Raw genomic sequence first — 17,088 nt, forward strand, 5'->3', positions numbered from 1 at the left:
GGTGATGTCTCATGATTTATGTGGTGATCATTACATAAAGCATTCAGTGGACTTGTGGATCGGGCATATCCAGCAATCTGGCAACGTGACGCAGTTTGTCCGGATTGCGCGTGATAAAGATGCGGCTGATCTTGCCGTCGCGGATTTCCAAGGCAGTGGTTTGCAGGACATTGCCGCGTTCCAAACTGGCAAAGCCCGGTAACCCATCGATCCAAAGAAAGGAAAGAAGCTTTTCAGCCTCGCCATGCCGTTTGCGAAACAGCCCGGCAAACAGGCGTATGATCCGGTCTGCGCCGCGGATGGGGTTAAGCCACGCATTAACCTTGCCGCCACCGTCAGCGCGCATCACGACATTATCTGCCAGCATGGTGCTTAATGCGCTGATATCGCCATGAGTGGCGGCCTTGAAAAAGGCCAGTGTGATTTTCTCGCCCTCGTCACGTTCGACATTGTATCGCGGTTTGGCGGCTTGGACATGTTTACGCGCACGCACGGCAAGCTGTCGGACCGAGGCCGGGTCGCGATTTAGTGTTTCGGCGACATCGTTCAGGGATACGGCAAAAACGTCATGCAGCAAAAATGCCGCCCGTTCAAGCGGAGAGAGCCGTTCAAGTACAAGCATCAAGCCGAGGGTAAGTTCATCAGTCTTTGGTTTTTCCTCGACTTCGACCAAAGGTTCGGGAAGCCAGCTTCCGACATAAATTTCGCGCTGGGCGCGAGCGGACTTCATTACATCAAGGCACAGGTGGGTGACGATGCGTTTCAGAAAAACACCGGGATTGCGGACAACGCTTTGATCGGTGCGTTGCCAGCGAATCCAGGCGTCCTGCACAACGTCATCGGCCTCGGCCAAGGAGCCGAGCATTCGATATGCCAAACGTTTGAGCTGAATGCGGTGTTCTTCGAACACCGCAGTCGCTTCATCAGGCGGGTACATCGGACGCATTGACCGGATGAGATGCGGCAAAGCCGATCTGGAACCGGTTCCAGAGATTGATCGCACCGATAGCCATGGTCAGATAAACCTGTTCTTCGGGGGTGAACACGCTGGCAAGGGTAGCATATTCTTCATTGGGTGCACCTTTCTCGGCGATCAGGGTCAGGTTTTCGGTCCAGGCAAGGGCTGCACGTTCCCGTTCGCTGTAAAGCGATGATTCCCGCCATGCATCAAGCATATAGATACGCATTTCGGTTTCTCCGGCGGCACGGGCATCCGTGGTGTGCATATGAATGCAAAAAGCACAGCCATTGATTTGTGATGCACGGATTTTAACGAGTTCGAGCAGACGGTGTTCCAGACTGCTTTCCTCAATGACACCTTCCAGTGCCATCATCGGCTTTATGCATTTCGAGGCAAGTTTGAAATGGTTTTCAATGCGCAGTGTCATGGTTTGATTGCCTTGTTGCTGTTTGCTTTTGGACGGATGCAGATGTTCGCAACCATCCGGGGAAGGATCGTCGCCCCCCGGGGCGGGGGAAGCTGATGCGGGGATCCATGCCTGTGGGGATCCCCGCGGAGGGATTAATTTTCAATCGGGATGGTCAGGACGGTTTCGTCGGTGTCGACAACGAACACGGCAAGCAGTTTTGCCGGTTCGGTCTTGCTGGCATTTGCGCTAACGCCGTGGCGATCACCGGGATATTCGGAAAAGCTTTCACCGGCGCGATAGGTCACGACCGGGCCATCATTGACCTGGCTGTTGATTGCACCTTCAAGGATGGTTGCGTAAATGAATGCCGATTCCGCGTGGGTATGTGCCGAAGAAAAGCCGCCAGGACCATATTCGACCAACACCGCCTTCATGCTTTTACCCGGAACATTGGGCAGTTCATGTTCATAAACGACGGTGACTTTGGCATCTTTGTTGTGCGAGTGGGCCGAGACACTCTGCGCGAAAGGAAGGGTTGCAATTAACGCAGTCGCAAAAAGGAATTTTCTGATCATTTTCTTCTCCTGATAGAAGGGGGATGCCGTGACGGCAGTTACTGTGCGGCAATCGAATGGCCCAGCCAGTCTTCGAACCGGTTCGTGCCAAGTCGCGGGTTGATGCCCGGCACGAGGGCATTTTCGGAAAGCTCAACGCCGAAATAAGCTGCTTTGGGATCGGCAATGACGGTGCGCGGGTCCTGCATGGCGCGAAGATATTTCGCGACCAGTTCGTGCATTCGGAAACGATCCGGTCCGGCGATTTCGACAATGCCGTTCACCGGTTCACCAAGGGCAAAGACCGTCATCGCATCGGCAACGTCGTTCGATGAAATCGGCTGGATAAAGGCCGTTGAAAGATGAGTGTCATTACCGACCGTCCCGGCATTGGCGATGCCGCTAACGAATTCAAAAAACTGCGTTGAATGGACAATGGTAAAGGGGATGCCCGATGCTTTGATCAGGTCTTCCTGTGCCTTTTTGGCACGGAAGTAACCGCTGCCCTGCAACTGATCGGTGCCGACGACCGACAGGGCGATGTGATGGCGGACACCGGCGGCGTTGGCGGCCGACAAAAGGTTGCGGCCAGACGTCTGGAAAAATTCCATGACGGCGGTGTCTTCAAAAGACGGGGAATTGGCAAGATCAATAACGATCTCTGCTCCTTCAAGTGCCTTTGAAAGGCCTTCGCCGGTGATTGTATTGATACCGGTATTGGGGGAGGCCGCGATCACGTCATGTCCACGTGCGGCGAGACGCGCGACGGTTTTGGTGCCGATAAGCCCTGTGCCGCCGATAATGACGATTTTCATGTCTGAACCCTTCAAGCTGGTCTTGAGCGCTCGGACATCGGAATGACATTCCGTCGACGCTCATAAACAAGACGAGACGGATTTTGCCAAAGTGACATGGCAGGGCATTTTTTATGAAGAAAGTTCTGTGGAACTACTGCGGGGTTAAATTGGCCGACGGCAATGAAGGGGGGATGCACACTTTAATATATATGCATCTGGCAATCGCCGTTCAGAATCGGGCAATGCTTCGCGATATGAAAGGGAAAATCGAACCGGGGGTATAGGCTGTACCGGGGAAAATCGCTTGATTCCGTGTGGTTGAGATGGGAAAAGCCATCCTTGCGCGATGCAATATGAACGGATTGCGTAAAACAGGTGTTTTTGTCGCGTAAAAGCGTGGATGAAGGCTTGACGGCATCTGTCAGAGACGGTAATAACCCGGCTCCAAGCGCGGGCCTGCATGTCAGGCCAAGCGTCCTTTTGCGAATTATAGACCAGGAGATCAGGTCATGGCACGTCGCTGCCCGGTATCCGGCAAAGGCGTTTTGGTCGGCATGAATGTGAGCCACGCCCACAACCGCACCAAACGTCGTTTCCTTCCGAACCTGCAGCCGACCTCGCTGCTGAGCGAGGCGCTCGGTCGTTCGGTGCGTCTGCGTCTGACCACCAATGCGATCCGCACCATTGAAAAACGTGGTGGTCTGGATGCATATGTGCTCGGCACTGCAGCTTCCAAGCTGTCGGCGGAGCTGGTGAAAATCAAACGCCAGGTCGCCAAGGCTGTTGAAGCAAAAGCTGCCTGAGGTACGCTTTCTGCTTTAAGAATTACGAAGGCTCGCGATTGCGGGCCTTTCGTTTTTCAAAGAATTCGGATTGCCCTGTTCCGGGGCCATAAAAGGGTCGTGCATCACCGATGCACGGCCTTTTTGTTTGTGTCGGGTGCGGTGCGAGATGTGACGAGTCGTACTTCTTGCCGCAGAGTTTGACCAGATGTTTGCGACTCGGCACCAAGTGGCATTTGCGCTTTGCGAAAATTGGGCTATACTTTGCTCTATCAGTGATTTACGCGACCGCGTCGCATGGCTTGATGAAACGTCACGATATTTTCATCACCCGCGATTCGCGAACCTGCTAAATAGTGGGTGCGACTCGGTAAACACGGTGGAGCGGATGATATGCATTTATCGCCCAATGCGTGTCCGGCACTTGTTCTTAACGCCGATTTCCGGCCGTTAAGCTATTTCCCGCTGTCCTTGTGGTCTTGGCAGGATACGCTAAAGGCAGTGTTTCTGGAACGCGTTGATGTTCTTTCGGAATATGACCGTGAAGTCCATTCCCCGTCTTTCAAAATGAAATTGCCGAGTGTCATATCGCTCAAGGAATATGTTTCGCTCAAAAGCAGCCCGGCCTTCACCCGGTTCAACGTTTTCCTCCGCGATCAGTTCTCCTGCCAGTATTGCGGGGATCGTTTGCCGACCAGTGATCTGACATTTGATCACGTCATTCCAAGGTCGCGGGGCGGTCGCACGAACTGGTCCAACATTGTGACGGCCTGTTCGGACTGTAACCTGTTTAAGGGCAGTCGATCGATCCGGGAAGCCGGACTTCGGCTGCGCAGGGTCCCCGAACAGCCGAGCATGCACGAACTCCAGACTATCGGACGCCGCTTCCCGCCAAACTATCTTCACGAAAGTTGGCGGGATTTTTTGTATTGGGATACCGAACTGGAATACGATTTCTGATTTTCCAATCCCGGCAGAGATGAAGAAGCCGACGAATATCTCGTCGGCTTTTTGCCTGCTATGGCTCAGAATACATCCAGATCGCTGGCCAGAACGACTTTGCCATCATAACGTTCGGTTATTTCATTCAATGTGCTTTCGATCGGAGCCGAATAATGCAGAACATGATAAAGCACCAGCAAGCCCGGTCTGGTTTCATTAGCAAGTTTTGCCAGGTCGGTTGAAAGAGTATGCGCCGAAGCGTGATAGGTCTGCCAGTTCTCGGGAAGTCCTGACCAGCCTTCATGGCTTATGGCTTCGTGAAGCAGGACATCAGCACCACGCGCGATTTCGCGCAGCTTTTCATTATAGGTCGTATCGCCGGAAATGACGACAACGCGATCAGGCGTGGTAACGCGATAAGCAAAGGCATTGTCCCAGTTGCCATGTGTGATCGCGAATGCCTCGACTGTGACATCCCCGTCCTTGATGATGACGCCATCATCCGAAAACTCGGTAACGTCGGCATAGGCAGCGTCACGATTGACAACCGGCTGGTTTCCACCAAGGCGGGTCTGTGTATCATCGGCGAGCATTTTATAGACACCCTCGCTCATGCTTTTGGTGCCGACGGGGCCGAAAACCTTTATCTGGTTGGCGCGTCGCCACCAGTAAGTTGCGATCAGTTCCGGATAATCAAGGACATGATCGCTGTGCAGGTGGGTTAAAAACAGATGATCGATTTTGGTCGGGTACAGGCCGGATATATTCTTTTTCTGTGCTGCGGCGATGGCATTCTGAACCACGCCACCGCCAATGTCGAAGACATAGGCCTCGTCGTTATAGACAACAGCAATTCCGGCACCTGCGCGGTCGGCATCGGGAACCGGTGTTCCCGTACCCAGCATGACGATTTTGGTTTCGGCTTGCGCTATCTGTGGGGCAAGCATGGCAAAGCAGGTAAAAAGAACGGCACCAAGAATGCCCGAGGTTTTTACGGATTTGTGCATAGGTTCCTCCCGATGCGAATAGATCAATATGGGCGCCTTGTTGTATTTTTGGCGCTTCCCAAAGGCTACGGGTGATAGGCAACAAACCCTAGAAATTGACATTGGCGGTTGTTCTATTTTGATGTTATGGGCCGCATAGCGGTCCATATGACGAAGGCGTTATCATAAGGATTCAAAATGACATGCGAAAACACGCATGCAAAGTTGGGAGCAGACGGCATGAGTAAGGAAAAACGCGAAGAGTTGACCAACCGTGCCTTGGCGCGCGGATTGATGGTTGTGCGTATTCTGGATAAAGCAGGGGGATGCAGGCTTGCCGATCTGATGCGCCTAACGGGTTTACCCAAAACGACATTGCGGCGATTGCTGGCGGTTTTACTCGATCAGCGTTTTATACGGCGCAGCATGGGCGATGGCCGGTATCGGGCAAATGTCAGCTGGACATCGCACCCCTTGCAGAACGGTATGACCGATCTTTCCGAATTTCTCGACATTGCCTGTGACGTGATGCGTGATCTTACAGCTCGTGTACAGTGGCCGTCCGACATTTTGCTCCGTAATGGCAATCATATGCAGGTTATTGAAAGTACACGGTCCGTCAGCCCACTTTTTGTTGCACCCGGAAAGCTGGAGGTTGGTGTGGATATGATTCGGTCCGCAGCGGGGCCAGCCTATCTGGCATATTGTCCGGCCAAAGAACGTGAAGAGATCTTGGCAGGCCTCGGCATTGCAGGGGCCTTGCGCAGCCGGTTTGATGGTGTGTTGGCTGAAATCCGAAAGCGCGGATATGCGCTGCGCGATCCGGACTATTGGGGGGATAGTGTTGCCAATGATCGTCTACGTGCCATCGCGATGGCAATCCCCGGAAGGCAAGGCATTGCTGGTGTCATCAATCTGGTCTGGACCGCAGGGATGATTGATGAAGACATGTTCGCAGCCCGGCATGCCGAAGATCTTAGAATGGCGGTGAATACAATCAGTGAACGTTATTGCAGCTTGGTGAAAGCCTGAGCGAAATGAAAACACCGCCCTGTTGGAGCGGTGTTTTCGCCAAGTTGTTTTGTGCAGTGACTTACCAGTTCACAGTAAGCTTCAGCAGGGCGCTCCGTCCTTCAGCATAACCGCAGGCGGTGATAGAGCTACAACCCGCGACATATTCCTTGTCGAGAAGGTTGGATACATTCAGGCTGAGGTCCCACTGATCGGCGACGCCATAGCCAATTCCGGCATCAAACACAGTTGCGGAGGGCACTTCGTGTTCATTGCTTTCATCGGCATAGGAAGCTCCTTGATATCGTACACCGCCACCCAGACGGAAACCTTCAAGCATTCCCTGACGGAACGTGTAATCAAGACCAAGGCTGGCCATTTCGGTCGGAACAGTGACCGGTTGTTTGCCGATAACGCTTTGATCTTCATCCTCGGTGACTTCCAGATCAAAAGCGGTGGCTGCAGCTGTCAGTCTTAGTTCTTCGGTCAGGTTTGCTTTGGCTTCAAATTCGATACCGCGGGAATTGACTTCGCCCAATTGGCGCTCGTTGTTGAAAGTTCCGGTAACAACATTTTGCCGGGTAAGATCAAAGACAGCGACGGTGAACAGGCCGTCGAAGCTTTGTGGTTCATATTTCAGACCTGCTTCGTACTGTTCACCTGTTTCAGGTTGAAACACGCCAAGCGAGCTTGAGCCCAGAACCGGGTTGAAGAAGGTTGAGGTGCTTACATACGGCGTCAGGCCGTTGTCGAAAGCATAGGCAAGACCGGCTCGGCCGCTCCATTCCCCTTCGGTATCACTGAAGTTGTTGTAAGTTGAGATCGGATCGTCACTGTCCGTCGATATATAATCATAGCGACCGTTTAAAGTGGTAATCCAGCCACCACCGAATTTGATCTGATCCTGCATATAGAGGCCGACCTGATTCATTGAAACGTTCTGATCAAGGTAGGGTACCAAAGCCGGTTGATCTGCGCCATAAACCGGGTTTAAAGGGTTAATCGGCGTCGCAGTTTCCGGCCAGGATGGGGATGCCTGAGTCTGGTCCATCTGGTAATGTTTTAAGTCGATACCGCCAAGCACGGTATGGTTTAAGCTTCCGGTTGTGAAGCTCTGCTCCAATTGGTTGTCGAGACCAACTGATGTCATTCGTGTGCGATGTTCGAAGCCTACACGAGCGAGGTCAGGGCCGCCTGATGAATATCCGTTGGGGTAGTAATAGACTTCATGAATGTTGGTGTGACCAAGGCGTGCATTCTGTCGAAAAGTCAGATCATCATTGATGTCGTGTTCCAGTTCATAGCCAACCATAATTTGGCGGCGCAGTTCCTTGTCACGGCTTGGCTCCGTAAAGTTGGTTTCTGGGTCGATCTTGCCATACGAAGCGTCAACAACTGTACCGGTATAAGGAAGGAAGCCGAGCCCCCCATTGTGTTGACCATCGACGAAGGTAAAACTGCTAAGCAGTGTCAGACTGGTATCTTCATTTGGGCTCCAAAGAAAACTGGGTGCGATTGAGCCCTGGAATCCTTCATTTTCATCGACGTACTCTTCGCCCGCTGTGAATTGACCGGTTACGCGATAGGCAGCTTCGTCGCTCAACCGGTCGCTAAAGTCAACACCGGTACCAAACTTTCCTGTATCTGTTACCGATAGTTCAAGACGGCGCTGTGTTTCTGCTGTTGGACGTTTGCTGACATAGTTCACCATCCCGCCTGGGTTGGTGCCGCCATACAAAACCGATGCCGCGCCACGTAGAACTTCAATGCGTTCAAGGTTGTAATCATTGACTAGAAACGAACCGAAGCCGAAGGCATAATTCTGCAGGCCGTCGAGATAGACGCCAGTCTGTGTCGCGTTGAAGCCGCGAATATAGAACCAGTTGGTGTCGGTATCCGAACCGTAGGGCTGGGTGAAAACACCGCTGGTATAGCGCAAAGCTTCATCAACCTTGTTGACGCCCCGGCTATCCATTTCTTCTCGACCGATGACCGAAACAGATTGCGGAATTTCGCTGAGCGGCGTGTCTGTTTTCGAGCCCGTCGCGCTGCGCTTTGCAACATATCCCTTTACAGGTGAAGTAGGTGTTTCAGGTTGTTCGGCATTGATCACAAGAGGATCAACAACGATTTCCTCGTTTGCTTCGCTTGTTGCTTCCTGTGCGCCAGCCTGTATTGGCAAGCCTGCGCAAAGAATGGCGACGCTGCCAAGTAGGGTGTTTCTAAACCGCAAGTGCGTGATGGACGTCATTCGGGCAATTCCCTGCATCAATTGTCATGTATGACAATCCGATAGCATGGTTGGGAAAGCCGGATATTGAACCCTATTTGGTCGTATTGAACGGATTTTGGTTTATTTTCAGGCGGCCTGTTCGCGTCGCCATACGCCCGGTGTGGTGCCGGTGATGCGGCGGAACACCCGGGTCAGGTGCGCCTGATCGGCAAAGCCGACATGTGCTGCCACGCTGGCCAGCGGTGTGGCAGCATCGCGCAGCATGGACTTGGCACGTTCGATACGCGCCTTCATTTGCCATTGATGAGGCGGCATCCCGGTTGTTTCGCGGAATGCCGAGCAAAAATAGGACTGCGATAGTCCGGTCAGTTCCGCCAGTTCATCAAGGCGGATCACGCGGCCGCAATTCTGTTCAATATAATCCACGGATTTACGCAAGTGATGCGGGGCAAGCTTGCCACGTTTTCGGGGTGTGTCATTTTCGGGGAGTGGCGTGAGCAGTGCACTTGTTAGCGCGGTGACCAGACTTTCACCGTAAAGTTCCGGTGACGGAATGTCGCTTGCGAGATCATCGGCAATCATATGCACAAGCGATCTGATGCGCGGATCGCAAAAGCCGATCCGCGGCGTTTCAAGAACAGCACGATCAATTTCCTGCCCAAGGTGTGCTTCAAGGCTTGCGATATCAAGATGGATATCGAGATGGCGCAACCGGCATTTTTCCAAGACTTCGGATGAAATTTCCATCCCTGCCGGAATATAGGAAAGGCAGCCCTGTTCATGATGTTCAGTACCGGAAGTTTCGCCAGGCACATTGACCCGAAATTTCGATTGCCCGCTACAATCCAGAATGGCCACAAGCCTTGGTGCTTGGGAGACATAGTTTCCGCGCGCCCGATCATCGCATGCAACATGCCAAAGATCGGTAATCACTGTATTCCAGCGACGAAAGCGGAGCTCTTCGAGAAGCGAGAAGCCCTCTATCTTGCTGGTCATTTGCGGATGGAATGTCTTGTTTGGCATTCCGGCAATCGTCCTTCCTGTATTTAAACGGGATCAGCAAGTGTCTGATCCCGTATTTGGAAATTAACTGAAGGAGGGGAGATTATAAGAAGAGCTGCATGCAAACAAGAACAATTCTCATTATCATTATTGAGGATGTCGGGATTTTCCTGTTTTTTCACCCCCGCATTGAATGCGGGTATGAAAAAGTCCGCCAGACGTGTGTTTGGCGGACTTTGATAACGTAACGTAATGTGATGGTCTTACTGCTTCTTCATCCAGCGTGATGGTGCAATCAGGCACAGGATAGTCAGAACGGCCGAGAAAAAGACATTAACTGTCGGCATCGTAATGCCAAACAGGGTCCAGTCAATCTTGTCGCAGCGAACAATCGGTTGTGCCATCAGTTGCGCTTTCAGGTCCGCGACGGATGCCGCACTGCTGGTCAGGCCGCCGCACTTTGCGGGGCCTTCCCACCAGAGTTCCTGAACACCGACGTGATAGATCGCAATCCCGGTGCCGATGGCAAAAGCCACACCACATAGATAAACAAGAACACGTGAAGCGCCGGGTATGCGCAGCAGCAAAAGGGCCAGAATGGCAAGGCCGCCGGCAGCATAGAACGGCATGCGCTGATACAGGCACAGCACACAGGGCAGAAGCTTTTGCACATATTGGGCGTAAAAGGCAAAGCCAAGGCTTCCGGCAGATATCAGAAAAATCGCAACCGGCGGCAAGGCCGGGGCATAATGTGCACGAAGCAATTTGATCATCGGGTCGTTCCGTTATCGTTTTACGGTATTAGCCGTGCGGGATCAGTTTGATGGCCGCAAATCCACCGACAAGAACCACAACAAATATGGTGAAAACGAGGCCAAGCCGTTTTTCGATAAAGTCGCGAATGACCGGGCCGAATTTCCAGATCAGGGCTGCAATAATAAAAAAGCGCATACCACGCGCCAGAACCGATGCGACCATGAATATTGCCGGATCAAGTGCTGTCACACCAGACAGGATGGTAATGACCTTGTAGGGGAACGGGCTTACTCCCGCGATAAATACCGCCCATGCGCCCCACTCGTTATAATAATCGCGGAATATATCGAATTTCGCACTATAGCCGTAAAGCTGCAATACCGGTTGGCCGATGCTTTCAAACAGGAAGTAACCGATGCCATATCCGGCAATGCCACCCAGAACAGACCCGATAAGGCAGATTAATGCATAGCGCCATGCTCGCGTTGGCGCGGCAATGATCATCGGGATCAGCAGGACATCGGGCGGGATTGGGAAAACCGAACTTTCCACAAAGGCGATAATGAAAAGTGCAATGGCAGCGTGGCGATGGGCGGCCAGGCCAAGGGTCCAGTCATAAAGGCTGCGCAGCACGGAAACGCCCTTTGCGGTTAAGACGATAAAAACAATGCGGCGCGGTGGCCGATATGGGGGTGATGTAACCGCATTTGGCCTTGTGTCGCAATGACCTTTTCCCGGCGAAAGCCACATGCGGATCAGGATACAATTTTTGCGCAAAGCCCCATTGACCGAACGAAAATTACAGCTATTATCCGCCCCCACGATGGCGGGTGCGCAACGCACCCATATGTGCCTGCCCCTGTGGCGGAATTGGTAGACGCGGCAGACTCAAAATCTGTTTCTCTTTGAGAGTGGGAGTTCGATTCTCCCCGGGGGCACCATCGCTGTTTTCCTTGGTTCTACCATTTTTATGATCATGTTTGAGAGCAAGAACAGTCCTGCGTTGTAACGGTCTGTGCGGGCTGTAACCTTTTAGAGCTCGTCCATTGATCCGCGAAACAGATGACGAAACACAAGGATTTCCCGTAGCGCCGCACAGGTCGAACCCGGTTTGTGGTTGAATGCCGCAGTGGTTGGGAGTTTGACAGCATGACAAATTCAAAGTAAATGCAAACAATTCGCAGTTGCTTCGCTGCGGGATGTGATCTGTCGGGGGCCCATGGTTGCAAGTTGGCGCGACGAGGAATTGCTCGCCCTGTTCGTGACCAGAAGGCGCGAACTGGTCAATTACGCGCGCGCAATTGTCGGCGACCGTGCGGCTGCCGAGGATGTTGTGCAGGACGCCTATTTCCGGCTGGAACGGGCGGGTACCGTTAAAATGGATGACAGGCTTGATGAGCCGGTTGGCTATATTTTCCGGATCGTTCGCAACCTTGCCATAGATGGTCGGCGCAAGATGGTACGCGAAAGCAACCATGTTGGCATTGATGAAAACAGCATGACCTACGCCGTTCCCGAAGACCGGCCGGATCCCGAAGCTCAGGCCATTGCGCGTAGCGAATTTAGGCTGCTTGAACAGATATTGGCGGAGCTTCCGACCCGGTCACGCATTGCCCTTGAAATGCACCGGTTTGGCGGCTGCAAATTTTCTGAAATCGCTGCAAGGCTTGATATTTCGGTTGGTACGGCACACGCGCTGGTGACCGACGCGATAGAGCATTGCAAAACGCGTTTGGCCAGGGAGAGGTAAGCGAGTGCAAAAATGCTGAAAAACTGAAAATTCAGCAGACCGCCATCGTTTATTCAGTAAGGAAGCAACGCAATGTGTCAGGACATGAAAAATCCCGCAAACCGGACCGCAAAAGCGGCCGCTGTCCTGCGAAACACATGGAGAGATGCGAGGCGATGAACGATATGACGATGCCAAGGTCGGCAAGCGAATGGATCACATTGCTTAGCGATGAGCCCGATAACCCGGATTTGCGTGCCCGCCATGATGTGTGGCTTGAAAGCAGTGCGGAAAATCGCGTCGACTGGGACGAGACACTTCGTGTCTGGCAGATGCTTGATATGACTGTGCCGGTCCATGTCGCGGAATGGCAGGACGGGATAGAACAAGTACAACCGACTGTTGCGCGCGAAGATCGCGTCACTGCAATGCCGGATGCCGATCCGATTGCCACGGTGCGCGGACGGCGCGCGCATCCATTCTGGCAGCGGCAGCTTTCGCTTGGCCTGTCCGGGTTTGCGCTGGTCGCGTGCTTGTTGGTCTTTGCCGTGCCGGGCTGGATGATTGATCTGAATGCAGATTATCTAAGCCCGACCGGCGAGATGCGCGTCGTCGAACTGCCGGATGGCAGCATGTTGCATCTGGCCCCAGATAGTGCGGTTGCGCTGGATTTTGCCGGAGACGAACGACAGATTGAACTGTTGCGAGGCGAGGCGTTTTTTGACGTTGTGCCAATGGCGGATCGACCGTTTCGTGTGATTTCCGGTGAAACCGAAACGACGGTCCTGGGGACTGCGTTCGATGTCCGTCGTGGTGGATATGGCGTTGATGTCGCGGTCGAACACGGGCGGGTTCGTGTGGAACATACCCGTGGTGACCGGCCATCCGAACTTGGTGCGGGTGACATGATACATGTTGGCTTGGATGGCTCATTTGTCCGCCAGACGATTGCGCCCGAACTGGTGGCAGCATGGCGCGACGGGCGCCTCATCGCCAAGGATCAGTCGGTTGCCGAGATCGTTGAAACTGTTGACCGTTATTTCGATGGCTGGATTTTGATCAGCGATGATGCACTCGGAAGCGAGCCGTTGACCGGGATTTATAACCTTGAAGACCCCAAGAAGGCCCTTGCTGCGGTGGCAGATGCGCAGGGAGCTGTTCTGCGTGAAATTTCGCCGTGGATTCTTATGCTGTCATCCAAATAGCGCCTGTTTGAAGTCGCCGGAAAAGCACGGCGAAAATTGATATTAAGAAAAAATCGCAACTTTTTTTGAATATCGTGTCCTCCCCCTTCGTTGCTTGGTTAAAGGGTGAACTTAATTCGCATTTGCAAATCACCCATTCTGTAAAACGTAAAACCAGGCGGAGACTGAGCTTTATGACGGGGGTTAATTTGTCGATGGCTTCGGGGAAATGGCGTCGCACCTTTGCGATGTCGACAGCATTATCGGCATTTGCGGTTTCGGGGATCGCATTTTCGGCCGGTGCGATGGAAAATACGGCGTCGGCCACGGCAGCCCAAGCCGTAACCAGTGAACTGGCACAGGCCAGCCAGCGACATGATTTTGATATTGCCAGACAACCACTTGCCGATGCGCTTGCCCTTTTCGGGCAGCAGGCCGGTCTTCAGATTTCGGCCCATGGCGATTTGGTTCGTGATGTGCAAACCAATGGCGTCGTCGGTCTGATGAATACCGAGGCTGCGTTGCAACGTCTTTTGGCCGGAACCGGGCTTATGTATCGGATTGCCGATGACGGATCGGTCACGATCACAAGTTCGGCGCAAAGCAGTGACGCATCCGAAACCATGGTCAGCCCGATCCTGATCGAAGCAGCCAGTGCGGCCGATGATCGTCCGGGGGCTGCAGATCGGGCCAATTCCATCCGTGTTACGCGTGAGGATCTGGATCGCCGCAATCCGCAGGATGTCAAACAAGTCTTTGCCGGTGAATCCGGTGTTTCGGTCGGTGGATCGATCCCGTTGAACCAGAAGCTTTATGTTAACGGAATCGAGGAAACCAATCTTGCGGTTTCCATTGATGGCGCGCGCCAGAACAACAAGGTTTTTCACCATAGCGGGACGAATCTGATCGACCCCAGCCTCCTGAAGGCGGCCCGGATTGATCCGGGCGTGGCTCCGGCAGATGCCGGGCCGGGGGCACTTGGTGGTGCGGTTGTTTACGAAACTGTCGATGTTGCCGATGTTCTGGAACCCGGTCGCTCACTTGGCGGGTTCGTCAAAGGCAGTTATGACACCGATAGCGAAACCTTCACCAACGATCTGTCATCCTATGGGCGTGCCGGTGGTTTTGAATTACTGGGCTATTTCAAATGGGCCAAGGGTGACGATTACGAAGCAGGCAATGGCGAGCAGGTCCCTGGTACCGAAGCCGATATGCGTTCCGGCTTGGTCAAGACCGCCTATGAAGCCCAAAGTGGTCATCGGTTCGAGTTTTCCGGGGAACAGGTCCGTGACCGGGCGCAGCGTCCATATCGTGCCAATATGACCGACCTGACCAACCGGGATCAACCGGACGAACTTGGTTATGATATGCGTCGTCGTAACTTTGCCTTCAATTACGGGCAGGCTGGTGCGGAAGGCCTTTGGGATCCCAAAGCGGTTCTGGCCTATAGCGAGACATATCTGTACGCGCCGTTGACGGAAGAAAGTCGTGGCACGACCGGCAGCTTTTCGGGAAAGTTCGAAAATGACTTTAATCTGACGGACCGCGATACGGTTACGACCGGTGTCGATTTTTATAATGACTTTGCCGAATACGATGGGCCGGATACCGATGCAGACGAAGAGGCTACCAATTTTGGTGCCTATGCGCAGGCACGTATCCAGCCGCTTGATCCTTTGCGTCTTTCGTTTGGTATGCGTGGCGATACACAGAAATTTACTGGTATTGACGGTACAGAGTTTGAAAATGACGGGCTGAGCGGTAACGTATCTGCGGCGGTTGATGTTACTGATTTTCTGACGGTCAATGCAGGTTATTCCAATGTCTGGGGTGGTATTGCATTGGCTGAAAACTTTATCCTGAACCCGGCATGGGATTATAGCGACGGTATCAAGCCGGTTCGTTCGGAAAACTACACCACCGGATTTGAAGTCCATCACGAAGGGTTCAGCTTTAATGCCGGTATTTTCCGCAGTGTATTTGACAATGCCCGTGATCCGGGCTGGACACCCGGTCCGTCGGTCGTCGTTGACTTTGAAACGCGTGGTTACAACCTTGGTGCCGGTTACAATTGGGGACCGGGTTTTGTGCGCGTGTCTTATACCGACAGCGAAATCACCGTGAATGGCAAACCGGGTGATTCTGACGGTACCCAATATCTTGGTGCGCCGCTTGGTCGGATCATTGCGCTCGAAGCTGCCCACCGGATAGACACGATCAATCTGACCTTGGGCGGGACGCTTGATGCGGCGTTGAAAAATACCGATACCGCAGATGCTGGTGGATCGGCACAGGAAGCCTATGAGGTCGTCGGGCTTTATGCCGAATATCAACCCGAAGCAGCCGAGTATCTGACGCTTCGCATCGAAGCAAACAACATCTTTGATGAAGAATATGCAGATCGTGCGACCTATGGGCAGGACTTCACCAACGTTGTTCCGCTTTATGAACCGGGCCGGTCTTTCCTGTTGATGGCCAAGGCGCGCTTCTAGGGTTTTAAAGGATTTTGATGCATTGCCTGGGACCGGTTCGCCGGTCCCAGGTTTTTCTGTTAACGGAGGCAAAGTGGCATGCTGCATGTGATGCGCGCGCTTTTTCTGACGGGTCTGGCTTTGATGGCAAGCCTTCCTGTGCGGGCTGAAACGATTGAAATAACTGACCTTGCCGGGCGACAGGTGCGCATTGAAACGCCGGTCGAACGGCTGGTGATCAGTGAGGGGCGGTATATTCCGCTTTTGGCCATGTTGCGGCCATCTGATCCGGTTGGTGATGTGGTCGGTATGATGACTCCGCTTGGCTGGACACAGCCCGATCTTGAACAGCAGCTTTTTGCCGACTTTCCCGATGCAAAAAACATCCCCTTATTTGGCGGGCGCAGCGAGGATAGCGTTTCGGTCGAAAAGATTATCGATCTGGCCCCGCAATTGGCGATTTTCGGGCTGAATGACCACGGCCCGGGGGCAAAAAATGCAGAAATGATTGATCAGCTTACGGCCGCAGGTGCGCAAATCATCTTTATCGATTTTCGGGCTGATCCATTGAACAACACCCTGCCATCTATTGAAATTCTCGGTCGTGTACTGGGGGCGGAGGACCGGGCAGGCGACTATATTGCCTTTTACCAAAGCCGGCTTGAGACCATTCGCAAACGGGTCGCGGATGTTGATGTCCGTCCGACAGTATTTTTGCAGGCCCATCCCGGTCGTTTCGAATGTTGCAGGGGCATGGCAGAGGGCATGCTGGGACCGTTTGTTGGTGAGGCGGGCGGCCTTAATATTGCCGATGCCGTCGCCCCCGGACCAACGGCCCAGCATACGGTAGAGTTTCTGTTGACGGAAAATCCGGATGTCTGGATCGGGACAGCATCGGGTACGGTCAAGGAATATCGGGACGGGGCTTTGCCAGTTGCGCTTGGTGCGGGAATGACGGCCGATATGGCCGCCGACAGTCTCGCACGCTATCTCGCCGCGCCGGAATTTGCAGCCCTTGATGCCGTTCGGAATGGCCGAGCACATAGCATCTGGCACAATTTTTATAACTCGCCTTTTAACATTGTGGCGCTTGAAGCCTTTGCAACATGGATTCATCCGGACCTGTTTGCCGATCTTCATCCGGAAAAAACCATGCAATATATCTACGACATCTGGTTACCGTTCGACCTTCGCGGTGTTCATAGTGCGACGGTGCATCATGGTGCCCGCTGATCTTTCGCTTCATGACCGGTTTGGAGCCATTCATCGTC

At 53.2% G+C, this 17,088-nt stretch carries 16 protein-coding genes and 1 tRNA gene; 8 read left to right on the plus strand and 9 right to left on the minus strand.

Annotated features, from left to right (window positions below; all coding sequences use genetic code 11):
* Positions 1–43: 43 nt before the first annotated feature.
* The 4 genes from LG297_RS02315 to LG297_RS02330 form a co-directional block, all read right to left on the minus strand.
* On the minus strand, positions 44–937 hold the full coding sequence (locus LG297_RS02315) for a sigma-70 family RNA polymerase sigma factor (RefSeq protein WP_404424733.1): 894 nt from the start codon (positions 935–937) through the stop codon (positions 44–46).
* Positions 924–1,388, minus strand: coding sequence for a carboxymuconolactone decarboxylase family protein (locus tag LG297_RS02320; RefSeq protein WP_404424735.1), 465 nt, complete (start codon positions 1,386–1,388; stop codon positions 924–926). Before LG297_RS02320 ends, LG297_RS02315 begins: the two co-directional genes overlap by 14 nt.
* Positions 1,389–1,522: 134 nt before the next feature.
* Positions 1,523–1,945: a cupin domain-containing protein gene (locus tag LG297_RS02325; protein WP_404424737.1), complete on the minus strand. Its 423-nt coding sequence runs from the start codon at positions 1,943–1,945 to the stop codon at positions 1,523–1,525.
* A gap of 38 nt (positions 1,946–1,983) precedes the next feature.
* The gene (locus LG297_RS02330) at positions 1,984–2,739 is read right to left on the minus strand and encodes an SDR family oxidoreductase (RefSeq protein ID WP_404424739.1); all 756 of its coding nucleotides are present in this window, start codon (positions 2,737–2,739) and stop codon (positions 1,984–1,986) included.
* 491 nt (positions 2,740–3,230) lie between these two features.
* Between LG297_RS02330 and rpmB the strand changes: the two genes are divergently transcribed.
* Both rpmB and LG297_RS02340 read left to right on the plus strand, forming a co-directional pair.
* Positions 3,231–3,524 carry a 50S ribosomal protein L28 gene (gene rpmB / locus LG297_RS02335; RefSeq protein ID WP_062951537.1) on the plus strand — a complete coding sequence of 98 codons (294 nt, stop codon included), beginning with the start codon at positions 3,231–3,233 and terminating at the stop codon, positions 3,522–3,524.
* Positions 3,525–3,896: 372 nt separating this feature from the next.
* A complete protein-coding gene (locus LG297_RS02340; protein ID WP_404424741.1) occupies positions 3,897–4,463 on the plus strand; it encodes an HNH endonuclease in 567 nt (188 codons plus the stop codon).
* A 65-nt stretch (positions 4,464–4,528) separates the two neighbouring features.
* Here the strand turns inward: LG297_RS02340 and LG297_RS02345 are convergent, their stop codons facing one another.
* Entirely contained in the window at positions 4,529–5,452 is a 924-nt protein-coding gene (locus LG297_RS02345) for an MBL fold metallo-hydrolase (protein ID WP_404424743.1), read from the minus strand.
* A 219-nt stretch (positions 5,453–5,671) separates the two neighbouring features.
* On the opposite strand from LG297_RS02345, the gene LG297_RS02350 reads away from it, so the two are divergent.
* Entirely contained in the window at positions 5,672–6,463 is a 792-nt protein-coding gene (locus LG297_RS02350) for a helix-turn-helix domain-containing protein (protein ID WP_404424745.1), read from the plus strand.
* A gap of 61 nt (positions 6,464–6,524) precedes the next feature.
* On the opposite strand, the gene LG297_RS02355 is transcribed toward LG297_RS02350, so the two are convergent.
* The 4 genes from LG297_RS02355 to LG297_RS02370 all read right to left on the minus strand — a co-directional run bounded on the left by LG297_RS02355 (position 6,525) and on the right by LG297_RS02370 (position 11,066).
* The gene (locus LG297_RS02355; protein ID WP_404424747.1) at positions 6,525–8,693 is read right to left on the minus strand and encodes a TonB-dependent siderophore receptor; all 2,169 of its coding nucleotides are present in this window, start codon (positions 8,691–8,693) and stop codon (positions 6,525–6,527) included.
* 108 nt (positions 8,694–8,801) lie between these two features.
* Positions 8,802–9,698 carry a helix-turn-helix transcriptional regulator gene (locus tag LG297_RS02360; protein ID WP_404424749.1) on the minus strand — a complete coding sequence of 299 codons (897 nt, stop codon included), beginning with the start codon at positions 9,696–9,698 and terminating at the stop codon, positions 8,802–8,804.
* Positions 9,699–9,940: 242 nt separating this feature from the next.
* Positions 9,941–10,450: a disulfide bond formation protein B gene (locus tag LG297_RS02365; RefSeq protein WP_404424751.1), complete on the minus strand. Its 510-nt coding sequence runs from the start codon at positions 10,448–10,450 to the stop codon at positions 9,941–9,943.
* A 28-nt stretch (positions 10,451–10,478) separates the two neighbouring features.
* Positions 10,479–11,066: a YqaA family protein gene (locus LG297_RS02370; protein WP_404424753.1), complete on the minus strand. Its 588-nt coding sequence runs from the start codon at positions 11,064–11,066 to the stop codon at positions 10,479–10,481.
* A gap of 222 nt (positions 11,067–11,288) precedes the next feature.
* Between LG297_RS02370 and LG297_RS02375 the strand changes: the two genes are divergently transcribed.
* The 5 genes from LG297_RS02375 (at position 11,289) to LG297_RS02395 (ending at position 17,050) form a co-directional block, all read left to right on the plus strand.
* A tRNA-Leu gene (locus LG297_RS02375) sits at positions 11,289–11,374 on the plus strand.
* 278 nt (positions 11,375–11,652) lie between these two features.
* Positions 11,653–12,183 carry a sigma-70 family RNA polymerase sigma factor gene (locus LG297_RS02380; protein ID WP_404424755.1) on the plus strand — a complete coding sequence of 177 codons (531 nt, stop codon included), beginning with the start codon at positions 11,653–11,655 and terminating at the stop codon, positions 12,181–12,183.
* Between the two features lie 155 nt (positions 12,184–12,338).
* Positions 12,339–13,367, plus strand: coding sequence for a FecR family protein (locus tag LG297_RS02385; protein WP_404424757.1), 1,029 nt, complete (start codon positions 12,339–12,341; stop codon positions 13,365–13,367).
* Between the two features lie 173 nt (positions 13,368–13,540).
* Positions 13,541–15,838: a TonB-dependent receptor gene (locus LG297_RS02390; protein WP_404424759.1), complete on the plus strand. Its 2,298-nt coding sequence runs from the start codon at positions 13,541–13,543 to the stop codon at positions 15,836–15,838.
* A gap of 78 nt (positions 15,839–15,916) precedes the next feature.
* A complete protein-coding gene (locus LG297_RS02395) occupies positions 15,917–17,050 on the plus strand; it encodes an ABC transporter substrate-binding protein (RefSeq protein WP_404424761.1) in 1,134 nt (377 codons plus the stop codon).
* The last annotated feature ends 38 nt before the right edge of the window (positions 17,051–17,088 follow it).

It is taken from the genome of Thalassospira australica, assembly GCF_044790785.1.
GTDB lineage: Bacteria > Pseudomonadota > Alphaproteobacteria > Rhodospirillales > Thalassospiraceae > Thalassospira > Thalassospira australica_A.